Origin of the sequence: Bartonella sp. AP65SXKL (assembly GCF_042195725.1) — a bacterium.
GTDB lineage: Bacteria > Pseudomonadota > Alphaproteobacteria > Rhizobiales > Rhizobiaceae > Bartonella.
In genome coordinates, this window is sequence record NZ_JBHIOW010000011.1 from 1 (window position 1) to 18490 (window position 18490).

General features: G+C 37.7%; 15 protein-coding genes and 1 tRNA gene. 13 read left to right on the forward strand and 3 right to left on the reverse strand.

The features are described 5' to 3' along the window. Positions 1-209: 209 nt before the first annotated feature. Positions 210-284 (reverse strand) — tRNA-Gly (locus ACFIMP_RS06985). 186 nt (positions 285-470) lie between these two features. Here ACFIMP_RS06985 and ACFIMP_RS06990 point away from each other — a divergent pair. The 8 genes from ACFIMP_RS06990 (at position 471) to ACFIMP_RS07025 (ending at position 8898) form a co-directional block, all read left to right on the forward strand. Continuing rightward, a complete protein-coding gene (locus tag ACFIMP_RS06990) occupies positions 471-1448 on the forward strand; it encodes an ABC transporter substrate-binding protein (protein WP_375612741.1) in 978 nt (325 codons plus the stop codon). A gap of 63 nt (positions 1449-1511) precedes the next feature. Further along, positions 1512-2408: an ABC transporter permease gene (locus tag ACFIMP_RS06995; protein ID WP_375612740.1), complete on the forward strand. Its 897-nt coding sequence runs from the start codon at positions 1512-1514 to the stop codon at positions 2406-2408. Beyond that, positions 2401-3195, forward strand: a complete 795-nt coding sequence (locus ACFIMP_RS07000; RefSeq protein WP_375612739.1) for an ABC transporter ATP-binding protein — start codon at positions 2401-2403, stop codon at positions 3193-3195. Before ACFIMP_RS06995 ends, ACFIMP_RS07000 begins: the two co-directional genes overlap by 8 nt. Before the next feature lie 4 nt (positions 3196-3199). Further along, positions 3200-4240, forward strand: coding sequence for a DNA polymerase III subunit delta (gene holA, locus ACFIMP_RS07005; protein ID WP_375612738.1), 1041 nt, complete (start codon positions 3200-3202; stop codon positions 4238-4240). Between the two features lie 1370 nt (positions 4241-5610). Then, complete coding sequence (locus ACFIMP_RS07010; RefSeq protein ID WP_375685055.1) at positions 5611-5766, forward strand: hypothetical protein; 156 nt, start codon at positions 5611-5613, stop codon at positions 5764-5766. A 430-nt stretch (positions 5767-6196) separates the two neighbouring features. Further along, positions 6197-7126, forward strand: coding sequence for a prephenate/arogenate dehydrogenase family protein (locus tag ACFIMP_RS07015; protein WP_375612737.1), 930 nt, complete (start codon positions 6197-6199; stop codon positions 7124-7126). 410 nt (positions 7127-7536) lie between these two features. Then, positions 7537-8391 carry a YihY/virulence factor BrkB family protein gene (locus ACFIMP_RS07020; protein WP_375612736.1) on the forward strand — a complete coding sequence of 285 codons (855 nt, stop codon included), beginning with the start codon at positions 7537-7539 and terminating at the stop codon, positions 8389-8391. A 30-nt stretch (positions 8392-8421) separates the two neighbouring features. Further along, positions 8422-8898 carry a YaiI/YqxD family protein gene (locus tag ACFIMP_RS07025; RefSeq protein WP_375612882.1) on the forward strand — a complete coding sequence of 159 codons (477 nt, stop codon included), beginning with the start codon at positions 8422-8424 and terminating at the stop codon, positions 8896-8898. Positions 8899-8900: 2 nt separating this feature from the next. On the opposite strand, the gene ACFIMP_RS07030 is transcribed toward ACFIMP_RS07025, so the two are convergent. Next, positions 8901-9596, reverse strand: a complete 696-nt coding sequence (locus ACFIMP_RS07030; protein ID WP_375612735.1) for a TlpA disulfide reductase family protein — start codon at positions 9594-9596, stop codon at positions 8901-8903. Between the two features lie 32 nt (positions 9597-9628). Between ACFIMP_RS07030 and argH the strand changes: the two genes are divergently transcribed. The 5 genes from argH (at position 9629) to ACFIMP_RS07055 (ending at position 16098) form a co-directional block, all read left to right on the forward strand. Beyond that, a complete protein-coding gene (argH, locus tag ACFIMP_RS07035; RefSeq protein ID WP_375612734.1) occupies positions 9629-11029 on the forward strand; it encodes an argininosuccinate lyase in 1401 nt (466 codons plus the stop codon). A gap of 51 nt (positions 11030-11080) precedes the next feature. Then, entirely contained in the window at positions 11081-11260 is a 180-nt protein-coding gene (gene lptM / locus ACFIMP_RS07040; RefSeq protein ID WP_375622099.1) for an LPS translocon maturation chaperone LptM, read from the forward strand. 8 nt (positions 11261-11268) lie between these two features. Beyond that, complete coding sequence (lysA, locus tag ACFIMP_RS07045; protein WP_375628585.1) at positions 11269-12549, forward strand: diaminopimelate decarboxylase; 1281 nt, start codon at positions 11269-11271, stop codon at positions 12547-12549. A 126-nt stretch (positions 12550-12675) separates the two neighbouring features. Continuing rightward, positions 12676-15105: a TIGR02302 family protein gene (locus ACFIMP_RS07050; protein ID WP_375628587.1), complete on the forward strand. Its 2430-nt coding sequence runs from the start codon at positions 12676-12678 to the stop codon at positions 15103-15105. Between the two features lie 222 nt (positions 15106-15327). Further along, the gene (locus tag ACFIMP_RS07055) at positions 15328-16098 is read left to right on the forward strand and encodes a class I SAM-dependent methyltransferase (protein ID WP_375612730.1); all 771 of its coding nucleotides are present in this window, start codon (positions 15328-15330) and stop codon (positions 16096-16098) included. Between the two features lie 901 nt (positions 16099-16999). Here the strand turns inward: ACFIMP_RS07055 and ACFIMP_RS07060 are convergent. Beyond that, entirely contained in the window at positions 17000-17680 is a 681-nt protein-coding gene (locus ACFIMP_RS07060) for a response regulator transcription factor (protein WP_375612729.1), read from the reverse strand. Between the last annotated feature and the right edge of the window lie 810 nt (positions 17681-18490).

The window sequence follows — 18490 nt, forward strand, 5'->3', positions numbered from 1 at the left end:
CCAACTCAATGATTGATCATCTCAAATTGCGATTTTGAGCAGAAAAGAAAAAGAGGCTTTAAATGATCTTTGAAAGGTCTTTGAAGACCCTTTGAGAACCCCTTAAAAACTCTTTGAAAAAAATAAATTGGTACAAAACCTAGTGGCAAAATACACAAAACCCGCTGGCAAGCTACATCCATACAAGAACGAATAAATACAAAATTCAATGGAGCGGGCGATGGGATTCGAACCCACGACCCCAACCTTGGCAAGGTTGTGCTCTACCCCTGAGCTACACCCGCTTACCGATTCGATATATGTCTTGTCTGTATGGCGTAGGCTTCTACGAATTGCAACAAAAAAATATCATTTTAGTTTGATTTATTTTGTCCATGTTTAAATAAAATGAAATAAAGATTGATTTTAGAAAATTCTTCAGTAATAGATTATTCCTTTTTTAATTTTTGCATGGAGAGGGGTGGAATATAATGTTGAAGAGAATAAATATATTAGGGGTTATCATTGCAACTGTTTTTATGATGAACAGTGTTGCAAAGGCCGATGACCAAGTTAAACACGTTAAAGTTGCAATAACGCAAATTATGGTCCATCCTGCTGCGGATGCTGTTCGTAAAGGTGTGGAAGATGTGCTTGCAGCAAATGGTTATAAGCAAGGTGAAAATTTTCAACTTACCTTTTTATCAGCGCAGGGTAATATTTCAACAGCAACGCAAATTGCGCGTAAATTTGTTGGTGATAAACCCGATGTTATTGTAGCAATTACCACGCCTTCAGCACAAACGATGCTTGCGGCAACAAAAACAATTCCTATCGTCTTTGCAGCAATTTCTGATCCTATCGGAGCTAAAATCGTTTCTTCACTTACCAAACCTGGCGGTAATATGACGGGGAGTTCTGATCGTATAGATGTTGCAGAAAGTGTTAGACTTTTACAAGAAGTAAAACCAGATTTGAAAAAAATTGGTTATCTTTATAATGCTTCTGAGGCAAATTCTGTTTCGACACTTAAAACGTTAAAGGATGTAGCAAAAAAAGCTGGAATTGAAATTATTCCCTCATCGGCACCAAAGCCTTCAGATGTTCAGGCAGCAACACGCGCTTTAATCGGTAAGGTCGATATTATTTTTGTTCCTGCTGATAATACGATTTTATCTGTTTTAGAAGGTGCAATAAAGGTCTCAGAGGAAGCCAATATGCCTGTATTTACTGTTGATGCGAATACTATCGGGCGCGGGCCTTTTATGACGCAAGGTGTGAATTTCTATGATGTAGGGGTTGATGCTGGGAAATTGGTTGTGCGTATTCTAAAGGGTGAAAAGCCTGGTGATATTGATGTTGTGCAGGCGGCTAATAATGACATTCGAATTGATTTGAAAGCAGCCCAAAAAGCAGGGATTATTATTCCGCAGGCAGTTATTGACCGTGCAACAAAAGTGATTCAATAACTTTTATTGATAGAGTGTTGATACAATAAAAATACGTTAAGTTTTCATGGGGATTGTCTTTACATGAATATATTTGCGTTTTCTGGTGCTGTGGAATTAGGCCTTATTTATGCGTTTGTTGCTATAGGGGTTTATCTTTCATTTCGGGTTTTGGATTTTCCTGATTTAACGGTTGATGGCTCGTTTCTTCTTGGATCCTGTGTCTGTGGTGTTTTGATTCTTTTAGGTTTCAATGCGTGGACAGCTATGGCATGCGCTTTTTGTGCAGGTATGGCGGCTGGTTTGTTAACAGCTCTATTGAATTTGCGTTTTGGCATTTTGAATCTTTTAGCTTCTATTTTAACAATGTCAGCACTTTATACAGTTAATCTTCGTATTATGGGAATTATGGGAGGGTCTAATGTTAATTTAGCACTTGCTGATACGGCGTTAACCCCCTTTTATAATCTGTTTGGTTTGTCTGATATTTTTGTGCGTCCTCTTTTCGTTGGTATTGTGTTGCTCGTTATGGCGTTTTTGATTTGGCGCTTTTTGGAAAGTGAAATTGGTCTTGCTATGCGTGCAATGGGCGCTAATCCACGCATGGCGACGGCGCAAGGTGTCCATACATCAGCATTGATATATTTTGGAATGGGGCTTTCCAATGCGTGTGTGGCACTTGGTGGTTCTCTTTATATTCAAACTGCGATTGCAACAGATATTACCGGTGGAATTGGAACAATTGTTTTTGGATTGGCAGCCGTGATTATCGGTGAAACTCTCTTTCGTACGCGCAATATTTTTTGGATTATAATCAGCTGTATTGTAGGGTCTGTGCTTTATCGTGTGGCGGTGCAATTTGCATTTGAAGCAAATGGCATTGGCATTGATACGTCGACAGATCTTCAGTTGATTACTTCGCTGTTGGTTGTTTTAACCCTTATTGTGCCACGCTATTGGAGGAGGCATAAACGTGATTGAGTTTTTTCATGTTGGGGTCACATTTAAACCGCAAACACCTTTGGAAAAACAGGCTTTAATTGATATTAACCTGAAAATTGATCAGGGTAGTTTTGTTACGGTTATTGGTTCAAATGGTGCTGGTAAATCAACTTTGCTCAGTGTTTTAGCGGGTGCTACGCTTCCTTCAACAGGGAAAGTGGTTATCAATGGACAAAATGTTTCTAGGCAATCAGTCAGTGAACGCGCTGGAAAGATTGCTTGTGTTTTTCAAGATTCGTTAGAGGGAAGTTGTGGTTCTTTAACAATTGAAGAAAATTTGGCTCTTGCTGCTCTTCGAGGAAGTCGTCGTGGTTTGCATGCGGCTTTAAATCATGAGAAACGGCAATTTTTTCGAGAGAAAATTGCTCAATTAGGCATTGGTCTTGAAACATATATTCATAATCCTATGGATAGTTTATCAGGTGGGCAACGCCAAGCAGTTTGTCTTGTGATGGCAACATTAGCACATGCGGATGTTTTATTGCTTGATGAACATACCTCAGCGCTTGATCCTGGAATGGCTGATTTTGTGATGCGGTTGACTGAAAAAATCGTTGAAGAGAAAAAATTAACAACTATTATGGTGACTCATTCTATGCGTCAGGCTCTTGATTATGGCGATCGTACCTTGATGTTGCATGGTGGAAAAGTGATTTTGGATGTCTGTCATGAAGAGCGGAAGGGCTTGGATGTCAATGATTTAATTGGCATGTTTCAGAAAGTTCGCGGGGAAGTTCTTGATGATGATGAACTATTAATGGATTAATAGTGTGGCTCAGAAAAAAGCACATGAAGTTGATCAGTTTCTAATGCGTTTTTCACGTGCTTTTCCTATTGTTCTCATTTATGGGCCAGATCGTGGTCTTATTTGTGAGCGTGCACAATGTTTTGCAAAACTTACACGGGTAGCAATAGAAGATCCATTTTCGACAATTCGTTTGGATGCTGCTGAAATTGATAAAGATCCTGCACGTTTAGAAAATGAAGCGCGTACGTTATCGCTTTTTGGGGGAGATCGTTTGATATGGATCTCTAATGCTGCTAACCAAAAAGGTTTTCTTGCTGCCTTAAAACTTTTAATTGAGAAACCACCAGAAGCTTGTTTTATTCTCATTGAGGCAGGGGATTTAAAAAAAGGAACAGGGTTGCGCAATGCTGTTGAAACAGCATCAAAAGCGATGGCTTTACCCTGTTTTGCCGATGATATGCGGTCTCTTGACGGTTTGATTGATGAGGTTTTAGGACAGTTTAAGAAGACTCTTTCTTTAGATGCACGTAGATGGTTGCATGAATGTTTAGGGGCGGATCGCCTTGTATCACGCAGTGAATTAGAAAAGCTTTGTCTTTACGCTGCAAATGTTCATATTACTCTTGAAGATGTGAAAGCTGTTGTAAGCGATGTCAGTGCTCTTTCTCAAGATGAAGTCATTGATGCTCTTTTATTGGGCGATATATCAGGCTTTGAAGCGCATTTTAACCGACATGCAGCAGTGCAGGGGGCACTTTTTTTAATTTTGAGTACAGCTCAAAGGCATTTTCAGCAATTACAGCTATTGCGTTATCAGGTAGAGGTTGAAGGAAATTCACCTTTTACGGTGGTTTCTCAGGCACGCCCTCCCATTTTTTTTCAACGGAAAAAGATCGTTGAACAAGCTTTAAAATATTGGAAGTTAGAACAAATTTCTTATGCAATGGAAAGAATTCAGAGTGCTGTTTTAGACAGTCGTAAAAATCCACTTTTGGGCGAAGCTATCATTCGTCAAGTTTTGTTAGGGCTTACAATTATTGCACGACGCCAGATGGCAGCTTAACAGCCTAGAAATATAATGATTTTTTATTTTTGGTATACCACAGAGGTATTTTCAGTAATTAAAACTGTTATGCTATCAAGTAGAGGTTGATGGAACTTGTATTTTTGAGGATGCATTTTAGGAGCTTGAAAGCTTGATAGAAATTTTTCTTCAAAAGAAATAGTTTATTTTCAAAAGGCCATTTTGAAACAGTTTTATTATTTTGTTGTGTCGTAAAATACTGTTTTTAGGGTAGTGATACGAGGCCCATATCAAATTTTATGTGTTCGATGTTTTTTTGTGTGGGTATTTGGTGAATATTAGGTTGGTTCATAGAGTCTTAATGGAGTAACACCCCCATGTAAAACAGAGTATCTCAAACAACAGAAGACACTTGTATGGTAGATTCATACGCTTTCTTAGAAATATTTTTCAATGCGCGTCATATCTATTTCGCGGCGGTGTTTATGAATGGTGTAGAAGTAAAGTTCCTTGTGAAGAATATAAAACCCATAGAGCAACTCTATCTTTATGCTTAATAAAAGCGCAAGTCGACACTCATTATATACTTTGCTAGCCTCTAATGTTACTACAGTTTTTAGCATTAGAGAGCGTTTTTCATCATTTTTTCTCACATGTCTTCTTGTGACGTGTAGCCAAGAGATTTTAATTGATAAGAGGGTTTGTGATGGAAGAATTTTACAGTATTCGAAGTTATGATTCAAATTGAAAAAAAGTATTATTTTTATAAATCAATGTATTATAGATTAATTGAATCACTTAAAATAGTGAGCCAGAGGAATCTTTTAGACAAGAAAATGAATTGTTTGCAGATCAGTATGAATTAAGAATCTTCATGGGATGAGAAGAAAGTCAAAATAGATTATGATGAAAACCACAGCACCTATGGGGAAACTTTTATGTTTGATACAGAGATGATTATCTTAGCAATGAATGTGTCTCATAAACAGAGCTAGTCATTGTTTATTATTAATAATTTATTATTTTTCATATTAAATCAATCAGAACAATGTCTTTTGCACGTCATAAGTGGGGGGCGTGTGGATAAAAACTGTACAAGAAAGCACTAAAAATGCCTCTTATGAATGCTCTCAAATTCCAAGGTTTTTTGCAACATTGGGGGTAGGAAAATATAATGATAGTGTTTTATTTAAGTGTGAAGAGGGTCGTGCTTAATAGATTTATAGTTATAACATTTACGAACACTGTTGTGAGATAGGCTAGGGAGCGAGATGTCTTTTAAAACAAACCCATGAATTTGTAATCCAAATTTATTCTGTTGAGGGCGTTCTGTTTTACGTGAGGGATGTGATTCCATTAAAGGGATATTCGGTGTTTTTGTTATCAAACTTTTTCTTTATTGAGAGGGCGTGTTTTTCTCATATTTATTTGATTTACGGTATCCGGAATCGGGAGAGGAAAATGTTTTTAATGGTATCTTTTGGTATGCGTTGTTTTACGGTGTTTTCAATATTCGCGAAACTTATGTTGATGTTGTAGGTGGAGGCGCAATACGTTTTATATAGGTCTAATATACAAATTAATGAACGTATCGGGATAATTGGAGAAGAGTTAGTGTCTGCTTACGCTTTTGATGTGTTTTTTTGTGAGTAAATTAGTAAGATAAAGTAAACTGATGGGATTTTATGTAGAGTCGTTGTTATCCTAATTGAGAGTGCATTTTATTTTGTTTCGGTGATGCGCTTTGATCAGTAATTAAGAGGGAGTTTTAGAGCGTGATGTTAGATTTCTCGTCATTTATTTTTTATGTGTTTTCTAGGTAAAGTGATCTGTTGTCAGCTTGCGCAGGTGATAATTGGTAAACTGCGTTATTCTTTATTCCCTAGTTGTCATTTTTTAATGTTTTACGCATAACTCTTGAACAAACAAACAAGAAAATTGTGATTTTACAATTAGTCTTTATTGCCATTTGCAAAGAATCTTTGAAGGTGAAAGATGCTCCATACTCAGTTTGAAAAAATAGCACTCATTGGGATCGGTCTGATTGGGTCTTCTTTAGCAAGAGTGATTAAAAAGAAAAATCTTGCGGCTCAGATTTCTATTGCAACACGTCGTCCAGAAACCCTGAAAAGAGCGCGAGAATTGGAGCTTGGGGACTTTTATACGACAGATAATGCAAAAGCTGTTGAAGGAGCAGATTTGGTTATTCTTTCTGTTCCTGTTGGGGCTAGTGCAGAAGTGGCAAAAACCATTCGTGATCATTTAAAACTTGGAGCGATTGTGAGTGATGTTGGTTCTACGAAAGCGTTGGTTATTGCGGAAATGGCACCTTTATTGCCAAAAACGGTTCATTTTATTCCAGGGCATCCAATTGCTGGAACGGAATATTCAGGACCGGATGCTGGTTTTGCTGATTTATTTATGAATCGTTGGTGTATTTTAACGCCTTTTGCGGATAGCGATGCTGCTGCTGTCGCACAATTAACAGCGTTTTGGGAAGCTTGTGGTGCGCGTGTCGAAAAGATGGAACCTAAGCATCATGATCTTGTTTTGGCTATTGTTTCACATTTACCCCATTTGATTGCGTATAATACTGTTGGGACAGCGAGTGATTTAGAAAAAGTAACAAATTCGGAAGTGATTGCTTATTCCGCTTCCGGTTTTCGTGATTTTACGCGTTTAGCATCTTCTGATCCCGTTATGTGGCGAGATATTTGTTTGCATAATAAGGATGCTATTTTAGAAATGTTGAGCCGTTTTAGTGAGGGGCTTGCTTTTTTAGAACGGGCAATTCATTTAGGAGATGGTGAGACACTGTTTAACTTTTTTACACGTACGCGTGCTGTACGCCGCAATATTATTGATGCTGGACAGGAAATTGATGCTCCTGATTTTGGGCGTCAGAATGTTTCTAAAAAAGGGTGAGTAAAAACAAGAGGTTTTTGTTGAATTTCGTTGGTTTTTTCTAAAAACCGATAAGAAGTTTTTTCTCTACTCAGTCATAGATTGCAATAAAAAAGAGTGGCGATTGCTCCGATATAGATAACCATGACTTCAAAAGATTTTATGTGTGCACGATCATCTTGCTTAGTTCTCTATAGGGCATATGATGTACAGAAGAGGTTACTGATCTGTAGAAGTAACAAAAAAATGAGGTCGTTGTAGAACTTCATAGAGTGGGTTATTGTTTTTGTTTTGGTATAAAGTCGGGCTTGACCGTATTGATTATTGACCGTTATATTGCAACATTGCAAAATGTTTATTTGCAGAGTTTTGATGATTTTTATAAAACTTGAAATAGACTGAGGAAGAGTTTTACCAGAAAGTATTGAGTTTTGTTAAAAAATATCTTTTGGTATAGCTATCGTATTTTGTGTGACGCAGTAAGTCATTATTGGCGTGATAATGGGAGTGCTTTTGCAAGCCATGTTGCGCTATCGGGGCTTTTAGCATTTTTCCCTTTTTTTATTTTTGGAACATCTTTTGCTCGTTTTCTAGGTGCTTTTACTTATACACCGCAAAAAATTAAAGCACTGGTGCAGTTATTGCCTGATGTTATTGCAGAGCCTTTATCTCAGGAAATTGTTAATGTTTTAACCATTCATCGAGGAGGTGTGTTGACGCTTTCTGTCATTGGAGCGGCTTATTTTGCTTCTAATGGGATAGAGGCTTTGCGTACGGCTTTAAATAAAGCTTACCGTGTTACTGATCGACGGAGTTTGTTATTTTGTCGTTTTCAAAGTCTGTTTTTTGTAATCCTTGGAGCTGTTGGTCTTGTTGTGATTAGTTTTTTATTGATTCTGGCGCCTTTGTTGATCAAAATTATGCAAAATCATTCTTTTTTTATGACTGAATATATTGCTGTTATTCGTGTATGGCGTTATACAGTTGCAATCGTTATTTTGTTTATCAGTCTTTTGATTGTTCATAAATGGCTTCCAGCAGGGCGGCGGAAAATTATAGATATTTTACCAGGAATAGTGGTGACAATGTTTATATGGTTTATGGCTTCTATCGCTTTTGCGCAATATTTAACGATGTTTGATTATATTTCTACCTATGCAGGGTTGGCATCTATTATGGTTGCTATTATTTTTCTGTACATATTGAGTGCAATTTTTATTTTGGGAGGAGAAATAAACGCGGCGATAATGTTTTATCGCAAGGATTTGCAACATTCAGATAAATGAAAGAGCTTATTATTGCTTGAAAGCCAAGGTATGATTATCCCAATAAAGCCTGCTATCACTTTGTTGATTGATGCAGATGCTTGTCCTGTAAAAGATGAAGTTTATCGTGTGATGAATCGTTATCAGCTTAAGACATTTGTTGTGGCAAATCGTTCTTTGTCCCTTCCAGATGAAGCACTCATTGAAAGAGTGGTCGTTGCTGGTGAATTCAATGGTGCTGATGATTGGATCGTAGAACATGTGCATGAGGCAAGTATCGTTATTACCAGTGATATTCCTTTAGCAGCGCGGGTTGTGCAAGCTGGGGGTTTTTGTCTTTCGCCAACGGGGCGTATTTTTGATGTAAATTCAATTGGTCAGGCTTTGGCGATGCGCAATTTGATGGAAGATTTGCGTGGACAGGGCAGTATAATAGGTGGTCCCCGTCCTTTTTCTCGTAAAGACCGTTCTGCTTTTTTGTCAGCACTGGATCTTGTTATACAACGTTTAAAAAGACGCGGTTATTAAAGTTATAGGGCTTCTTTAATGACTGCTTTTATAAGTGCTTTGGCATCGTCATTGGCCCATGGAGCTGCACCATTGAAGGAAGCAATGAGATATCCCTCTTTATCAATGAGCAATGTAATGGGGAGTCCTAAAGCGAGCCCCTGTTTTCTAACATTGTTGAAAATATCCATTGTTTCATCGCGATAGTAAAGCAAATTATCTGAATGAATATTCTGTAAAAATTGCTGAATTTTTTCAGGAGAAGCAGTTTTATCGATATTTATAGCTATGACATCAAAGTTTTCTCCACCTAATTCACGTTTTAATTGCGCAAGTTCAGGCATTTCTGTGCGGCAAGGTGCACACCAAATAGCCCATAGATTGACCAGCATTGGTTTTCCGATAAATTCGCTGAGTGTGTGCTCTTTTCCTAGAATATCCTTGAAAGAGAGTTTATTCATATCTGAGGGCGTATCAGCAAATCGTATGTGGCTAAAAAAGCCTTTTGCTGCTTTTCGTATCGCCATCATTTTTTCTGCTCGTGCTTTATCAGTATTTATTTCTTGTGCTTGTGCTGCTGAAATGAAATTGAAAAGAAAAAACTCTCTTTTGGTATCGTAGTTTATGGTTGCGTATAAACTCAATGCAATGATAAAGAATGCAAGGGAAAGTTGCCTTTTTTTATTGTTTTTTTTGCTGATGAAAATTTGAAAAATCATAATTTTGTCCTTTGGATGGGTGTTTTCAGAATATGACAGATGAGAAGTTAAAGAACCAAATGTGGGGTGGTCGGTTTGCGGCAGGCCCTGCTGCAATTATGGAAGAAATTAATGCTTCTATTGATTTTGATCAAAAACTTTATCGACAAGATATTGAAGGTTCTCTTTCTCATGCAGCTATGTTAGCGCAAACGAAAATCATTTCACAATCAGATTATGAAAAAATTGTTCATGGTTTGAAACTTATTCGCCAAGAAATTGAAGACGGTAAATTTGTTTTTTCACGAAAGCTTGAAGATATTCATATGAATATTGAAGCGCGGCTGAGCGAATTGATAGGTCCTGTAGCTGGGCGTTTGCATACGGCGCGTTCACGCAATGATCAAGTTGCTGTTGATTTTCGCTTGTGGGTACGTGAAGCAACGCAAAAGATAGCACAAGCTTTAAAAGGATTGATAGAGCAATTACTTATTCGCGCAGAACAACATGTTGATACCTTTATGCCAGGCTTTACGCATTTACAATTGGCTCAACCCGTAACATTGAGTCATTATATGATGGCTTATGTTGAAATGTTTGGTCGAGATTTATCGCGGATGCGTGATGCTCTTGAGCGAATGAATGAATCGCCTTTAGGGGCGGCTGCTTTAGCGGGGACAGGCTTTCCAATTGACCGTTTTATGACAGCAAAAGCGCTAGGCTTTCGCGAACCTACACGCAATTCAATTGATAGTGTTTCAGATCGTGACTTTGCATTGGAATTTTTAAGCGCTGGCGCTCTTTGTGCAACACATCTTTCACGTTTAGCAGAAGAAATAATTCTTTGGTCAAGTGAACAGTTTTGTTTTATTCATTTATCAGATGCTTTTTCAACAGGGTCTTCCATTATGCCACAAAAGAGAAATCCTGATGCGGCAGAGTTAGTACGAGCGAAAGCAGGTCGATTGAATGGTGCACTTATGGGATTGTTAACGGTGATGAAAGGATTACCGCTTGCTTATTCAAAGGATATGCAAGAAGATAAGGAATATGTGTTTGATGGGGCTTTGAGTTTGGAATTATCACTAGCAGCAATGACAGGGATGATTGCTGATTTGAAAGTGAATAAAAAAGCCATGAAACAAGCAGCGGATTTAGGGTATGCAACAGCTACAGATTTTGCGGATTGGCTTGTACGCAATTTAGGGATTCCTTTTCGCGAAGCACATCACATCACAGGGTGTGCTGTGGCATTGGCAGAAAAAAAACAGTGTCGCCTTCATGATTTATCATTAGATGAACTTCAAGCAATTTGTCCTGATATCAATGCGACACTTTTTGATGTTTTGACCGTTGAAAAATCTGTTGAAAGTCGTAAAAGCTTTGGGGGAACAGCGCCTTCAGAGGTTCTTCGGCAAATTGCGTATTGGAAAAAGCGTCTCGTGAGCGCTTGAGTGATTGTATTTTAAAGGTAACAAAGAGATCGAGATGAGGAAAGAGGACAGATGAAAATTATATTAAAGGGGTTGATAATTGTCCTTTTTGGGGGCTTGGGTATCGTTGGGTGTGGGCGTAAAGGGTCATTAGAGTTACCTCCTTCAACAGGAGTGAATTCTTCACAAGGAACTTTTGTTTCTCAAGGTAAAACAGATAAACCTTTTATTCTTGATCGGTTAATACAATAGGAATTTTTATGCGTTTTTTTTCTTATCATCAGGGTGTGCTTCACGCTGAAGGTCTTTCTCTTTTGGAACTTGCGCGAGAAGTTGAAACACCTTTTTATTGTTATTCAGCTAGCGCAATCGTTGCACATTTTAAAGATTATCAGAATGCATTTCATGATATGCCGAGTTTAATTGCTTATGCGGTTAAAGCGAATTCCAATCAAGCAGTTTTACAACTTTTAGCTAACAATGGAGCGGGAGCTGATGTGGTCTCAGAAGGGGAATTACGGCGTGCACTTGCTGTTGGTATTCCTGCGCAGAATATTGTTTATTCTGGTGTTGGTAAAACAGTGAGAGAAATAGATTTTGCTCTTGCACAAGATATTTATTGTTTTAACGTTGAATCAGAGCCAGAACTTGAACAATTATCGGCGCGGGCTGCTGCGCTTTCAAAAACGGCTCGTATTTCTTTACGCATTAATCCTGATGTGGATGCTAAGACTCACAAGAAAATTACAACAGGTAAGTCTGAGAATAAATTTGGTATTCCACTGTCTTTGGCGGGTGATGTATATAAAAAAGCAGCTCAATTGCCTGGTCTTCATGTGTGTGGTGTTGATCTCCATATTGGCAGTCAAATTTGTGATTTAAAACCGTTTGAAGATGCATTTGTTATTGTTGCAGATTTTGTGCGTCAATTATGGAATAATGGTTATGCGATAACCCATATCGATATTGGGGGCGGGCTTGGTATTCCTTATGGTTATGAGAAGCATCCAGTACCTTCTCCTTTTGAGTATGCAGCACTGGTAAAGAAACATATTGCGCCTTTAGGGATCAATATTATCCTAGAACCTGGGCGTAGTATTGTTGGTGAAGCCGGTGTGTTGGTGACATCGGTTGTGTATTTTAAAAAGGGGGAAGGACGAAATTTTGTTATTGTTGATGCGGCGATGAATGATTTCATGCGTCCAACGCTTTATGATGCGTGGCAAAATGTAATGCCAGTGAAAAAAACACCAATAGATGCCCCTCTGATTAATGCTGATATTGTCGGTCCTATTTGTGAAACTGGTGATTATTTAGGTTTGGAACGTTCTTTACCAGTGTTAAAAGCGGGTGATGTTTTGATGTTAACAGGAGCAGGGGCTTATGGCGCAGTGATGGCAAGCACTTATAATAGTCGACTTTTGGTGCCGGAAGTTCTGGTTCAGGATACGCGTTATGCAGTCATTCGTCCACGCCTTGATTATGCACAATTGATAGGCTGTGATCATATTCCAGATTGGATTGAGCCCAAATTAGATTGAGCATTATTAAATATTTTGGGTCTTATTTTTACTAAACTTTGATGAAACAATTTATTTTCTAGAAATTGTTTTGTATGGGGTTTATGATCTTAATGCACCACGATAAAAGGGGATAAATGCTTGTTTATGAAAAATAAAAACATCAAAGGTTTTGCAATGAAGCTTTTGTGTGTGCGCATTTTGATGTGGGGGATCCTTTCATTTGAACGGATGTGGGTACGGTTGTTGCCATTTTTCCTCGTTCTTAGTCTCTTTTGTTCGTTTAGCTGGTTGGGACTTTTTGGTATTTTGGGCTATTGGTCACATTTGCTCTTACTTGGGGTTATACTTATTTGTGCTGGGGCGAGTTTATTTTTTCTTATTCGTTTTCGGTTTCCCACAATGCGGGAAGTAAATTGCCGCCTTGAACGCGTCAATGATCTTAGACACCAGCCTTTGAATATTCAGACAGATCGTTTATGTTCTGAAAATGATGAAGATTTTAGTGCTGTTATTTGGCGTGAACATCAACGCCGAATGGCAAAGCAATTATACCATTTAAAAACTGGATTTATCTCTCTTAATAATGCGGATTATGATCCTTTGGCTTTGAGGGCTTTGTGTGCTCTTCTTTTTGTGTGCGCTTTTAGTTTTTCTTTTGGTTCACAAGGGGGGCGTTTGGCTGATGCCTTTGATTTTCGTCCTATCGTTGATGAAAAACTCATGCGGATTGATGCTTGGGTAACACCACCTGCTTATACCGGTGTGGCACCGATTTATTTGACAAAAGATGAGAAAACACAACTAGAAATCCCTGAAGGGAGTAATGTTGTTGTGCGTGTTGTCAATGGGGCTGGCATTACAGTAAAAGCAAAGTCTGTAGAAGATGGGAGGGAAGTTTCGTTTTCAGAGAAAACGGAACAAACAGCTTTGAATGATCCAATTGTTCATTTTGAAACACATTTAAAGCATCCAATAAATTTATTTGTATCATCACGTCGTAAAAAACAGCAATGGCATTTGCAGATAATTAAGGACACGCGTCCAACAATTCATTGGTTGGAAAAACCAGGGAGGATTTTAACGGGATCATTGGAGTTACGATATGTGGTGGATGATGATTATGGTGTGACAAAGGCTTTTGTTGAAATAGAGCCTTTTCTTCCTCAGAATAAAAGTGCTTCTTCTCTTTATAATGCTCCGGAAATAGAACTTCTTCTTCCGCGTGGTGGAAAGGGGAAAATGCGAATGGTGCAGGATATATCAGCGCATCCATGGGCAGGTTCGCAAGTCAAAATTACTTTGGTGGCAGAAGATGGTGCGGGGCAGAAAGGGCGTAGCAAAACTTTTGTTATGATATTACCACAGCGTGTTTTTTCGAATCCTGTTGCACGCGCAGTGGTTGAATTGCGTCGTCTATTAGCTCTTGATGCTTCTGTGAAAGAGCGTGTATTGGATATGCTTTCTGCTTTGCTTGTGCGTCCAGAAAAGGGGTTGCAAAATGCATCGCATTTTATTGTTCTACAAAGTGCGTGGACAAGACTTTCTTTAGCACAAACAGACGAGGATTTGCGCGATGTGGTGGATTATTTATGGCAAATTGCTTTGGGTATTGAAGATAATCAGCTTGAATCCGTGCAAAAAAAGTTAAAACAAGCACAAGCTGCTTTACGTGATGCACTGCGTTATGGTGCTTCAGCGGCAGAAATTGAACGGCTTATGGCAGATTTACGTCAAGCTATGGATGAGTATATTCGTGCTTTGGCTGAAAAAGCACCGGATAGTCAAGTTTCTAAAAATTCTAAAAGCTCAAAAAGTCCTAATCTTTCTGAATCTACATTACAAGAAAAGCTAAATTTAATTGAGGAAATGGCTAAAACGGGCTCTTCTTTAGCAGCTGAACAACTCTTGGCGGAAGTTGAACAGACGCTTGATCATTTGCATGTGCAAAAAGGCAATCAAAATGAGGGAGAAAAAAGCCAATCTGCACAAATGAAAGAAAAGATGGACCAGCTTGGAGATTTAATGCGTCGTCAGCAAGAAATTCTCAATGAAACACATCAGTTAGAGATGGAACAAAAACGCGGAGAAAATGTACCGGAAACACAAAAAAAATCTTTAAAAAAACGTCAAGCTGAATTGCAATCTGAATTATCAACATTAGAAAAAGAATTATCAGAACAAGGATTTGAAACAGGGGGCGCATTGAAAAGGGCAGAAGAAAAAATGAATTCTGCGGAAAATGCGCTTGATAATGGAAATCATCAGGTATCTATACAAAATCAGTCTGATGCTTTGGAATCTTTGAGGCAAGGAGCACAAAATGTTTTGAAAAAAATGCGCGAAACACTTAAAGAAACGGGAGATGATCAAAATGCTGATTTTGGTCCTAAAGATCCGTTAGGACGTCCACTTTCTTCAACAACAGATGAAGAACAAGAAGGCGAGGCACTACCACAAGAAAGTGATCAAATGCGTACGCGGCAGATTTTGGATGAAATTCGCAAACGTCTTGGTAAAGAGCATCTTTCAGAAGAAGAAAAAAACTATCTTGAAAGATTGCTTCATTTTAATTAACCAGTGTTGGCTTTTTTCTTAATTGATGTCAAAAACAGTATATGAAGAACCTCTATGGGGTTTATCTCCAAAAAAATGATTAAAGTGCTTGTAAGGCAATAATCATCCTATTGTACTGATTTTTTAATCATTTAAGTTTAAAATATGCAATATTGAAATGTTCGCTATTGCGGAAAAAAAGCAGAAGTCCATATAGGTTTGGTATATGAAAATCTGTAATGTTTGAAATTTGTTTCTACATGGTATGTTGAGTTGGATATCGTTACGCTGAAAGATTTTTATGCTTCTGCACTTGGACTGCGTGTGCAAAAAACGCTATGTGACCAATTGAATTTATGGTGGCCTGATCTTACGGATAAACGGATTATGGGATTGGGTTATGCACTTCCTTATCTTTCTACATTGCGTGAACGTGCCCAACAATGTTTTGCTTTTATGCCAGCTTCTCAGGGTGTTTCGCCTTGGCCTTGTTCTGAGCAAGTTGCTACAGCGCTTGTTTTTGAAGAAGATTTGCCGCTTCCGGATGCGTCAGTTGACTGTATTTTATTGGTACATGCATTAGAATATACAGAAAATTCATTTGAAACGTTGAATGAAATATGGCGTGTTTTAGCACCCAATGGCCACTTGATCGTTATTGTACCTAATCGCTCTGGCTTTTGGGCGCGCAATATTACTACGCCCTTTGGTTATGGCGAACCCTATAGTCGGCAACAAATTACTCGTTTGTTCGAAAAAACAAATTTTGTTTCTGGACCAATACAAGAAATTGTACACTATATGCCCTCTACGGGGTATTTTTCGCGGTTGCTCTCATTTTTTTACGAGCCATTTGCTCGCTATCTTTTGCCTTATTTTGGTGGACTCTTAATGTGTCAGGCACAAAAACGTGTTTATCAGGGTTTGCTCGTACAGCGTCGTCAGTCGCGACGTATTTTTATTCCTGCTTTATCACCACAGACAAGAAATATTTTAATTTATAAAGATAATTAATCATTTTGTCATTGTCATAAGAACCGCAAATATAGAGGCATTCTCTTATTTCAATTTTTTGCATTTACAATTAAAAAATATTCTTTTGTACATTAATATGTGGAATTGGTATGTGAATAAAAATCTCAAGTATCTATATACCGAACCATATTTCATGAATAGTGGAAACATTTTAAAAGAAAAAAATGCTGGTATCTTCGTAAACGTAAAAATAGCAGAGTCCAAGAGATCTTACATAATATGGTTTATGGTGGTTAAAAACTGTACAAGGAAGGATTACAATGCTTCTTATAAACCATCTCAAGTATCAAGGGCTCCTCTGCAACATCGAGATCTAACATAAGTGTGTGATGGTGCTGGCTTGTTCTTTTATAAGCGTAAAGATGGTGATGCCCAGTGGCTTTATCGTTAGGATAAACATTTAGCGTTATATCATGAATTATATAACCTCTTAAGAGGAGATAAAGTCATAAAGAATGGAGGAAAACTATAAAGATAAAAAACATCTCTCAAGTTAGGTTAGTGAATGTGAGATAAAGCAGTGCGTGGAGCGGTTTTTCTGAAAAAAATAATCATAAATAGCACTCATCTAAAGATGATAGTTATGATCAAGAATGTTGCTAAAAGATATCACGATTATTTATATGCGAAACATATTAAAAACTTTAGAAAGAACAAAAGCATGTGAAACAGAAGTTACAAAGTATATCGTGAGGGTTGAAAGCATTTTTGTTTTTGGTTCTCATGTTGGAATATTTCGTTTTTTATTCATAATGTTATATATTTTGTCATAAGAGTAAGTTCTATGTAATAGCATTCGAATTATATGCGAAGGTTTTTTCATCTCGTTTCTGTTTTCATTTAGAATATTAAAATTATTTTTGAAACAGAAAATCTCGAATTAAAGATTTAAACGGTAACCATTTTGATCTGTTATGAGAATTTGCGCATTGGAGGGATCGTTTTCGATTTTTTGTCGCAAACGATAGATATGGGTTTCTAAAGTATGGGTGATAATATTTTCATTATATCCCCAAACTTGTTCTAACAATGTTTCACGGCTGACAATTTTATCATTGGCATGATAGAGACATTTAAGGATCGCTGCTTCTTTTTCTGTGAGACAGATTTTATTGTTGCATTGATCAAGAAGAAGTTTTTGTCTTAGTTTAAAAGTATAGGGACCAATATGAAAGGTTGCGTCTTCATTTTGTTCATATTGGCGCAACTGTGCTCGAATTCTCGCTAATAACACCGCAAAGCGAAAGGGTTTTGTTACATAATCATTGGCGCCTGTTTCAAGATCTAAAATATTATCACAGTCTGTATCATAATTTATTATCATGATAATGGGGGCACGAAATCCTTGGGTGCGTAATTGTTTAACGGCTTTGTAGCCATCAAGATCAGGAAGTTGAAATCCCAAAATAGTGAGATCAATATTTTTTTCTTGGATTATTCTCATTCCCGCTTCTGCTGTTTTTGCTTGGAAAATTTTAAACTCTTGATGCATTTGCAATTGTTCTACTAAAATAGGGCGTAGATCATCGTCTTCAACGATTAAAAGAGTATAGTGGTTCATGTTTTTCCTTATAGGCATGTTGATGCACTGATTGATATAGTTTCATGAAAAATAAGATTTCATGCAAGAAAAATTAAAAGAGGAAAATTAAAAAAGAGCGCTTCTAAAAAATAAACTTTTATAATTTCTAATGGTTGCTTGCTGAAAAGACGGTATTCCGTCTGCAGGGTATTTTACGTGTTGGTTGGAAGCGTTTTTTTATGTTCTAGAACGTGTTTTAGCTATTGAGTGTCATCATCTTTACGCTTTATGGAGAAACAAGGTGTGGCACTATCATTCACTTTGCCAGCTCGTGGGTGTTGCGGACAGTTCTTGGCACTTGAGACGATTCATAGGAGGAATTTTTAGTCCTTTCTTTCACGGTTTTTTCCATATGGGACTTTCTCCGTTTAGAATGTGCAAGCAAATAGCCTTTGATTGATTCAATATAAACAGGTTGGGAATGAGAGAATCCTGCGGTATGAGGCGCACTCGTCCAACATGCAAAACAATGAACACGCAATATGATGCGTTTTTTAGGCGTGAAGAGAATTGTGCAACACCTAGAACATATGCACTGTTTAGGAGAACTTCACGATCGTTTTTATTGTTTTTATTCACGTTCAGTTTTGTTTTTTTGTTGCATTTGTGTGCGAAGGGGATTGAGTGTTATGTTCGTGGTGTTGCTTATTATAATCGTTGAGCAAGCTTTGCCTTTAGCAATGCCGAAAAGATGCATCATAAAGAGGTTTTTTGTGTAATTTGGAAGGAGACTGTATTGAGAAAGAGTGCAGGATAAAAAATGACAAAGAAAAATATCATATTTATGCA

Coding starts and splice junctions, on each gene's coding strand:
- ACFIMP_RS06990 (WP_375612741.1), top strand. CDS start 471: ATGTTGAAGAGAATAAATATATTAGGGGTTATCATTGCAACTGTTTTT.
- ACFIMP_RS06995 (WP_375612740.1), top strand. CDS start 1,512: ATGAATATATTTGCGTTTTCTGGTGCTGTGGAATTAGGCCTTATTTAT.
- ACFIMP_RS07015 (WP_375612737.1), top strand. CDS start 6,197: ATGCTCCATACTCAGTTTGAAAAAATAGCACTCATTGGGATCGGTCTG.
- ACFIMP_RS07025 (WP_375612882.1), top strand. CDS start 8,422: ATGATTATCCCAATAAAGCCTGCTATCACTTTGTTGATTGATGCAGAT.
- ACFIMP_RS07030 (WP_375612735.1), bottom strand. CDS start 9,596: ATGATTTTTCAAATTTTCATCAGCAAAAAAAACAATAAAAAAAGGCAA.
- argH (WP_375612734.1), top strand. CDS start 9,629: ATGACAGATGAGAAGTTAAAGAACCAAATGTGGGGTGGTCGGTTTGCG.
- lptM (WP_375622099.1), top strand. CDS start 11,081: ATGAAAATTATATTAAAGGGGTTGATAATTGTCCTTTTTGGGGGCTTG.
- lysA (WP_375628585.1), top strand. CDS start 11,269: ATGCGTTTTTTTTCTTATCATCAGGGTGTGCTTCACGCTGAAGGTCTT.
- ACFIMP_RS07050 (WP_375628587.1), top strand. CDS start 12,676: ATGAAAAATAAAAACATCAAAGGTTTTGCAATGAAGCTTTTGTGTGTG.
- ACFIMP_RS07060 (WP_375612729.1), bottom strand. CDS start 17,680: ATGAACCACTATACTCTTTTAATCGTTGAAGACGATGATCTACGCCCT.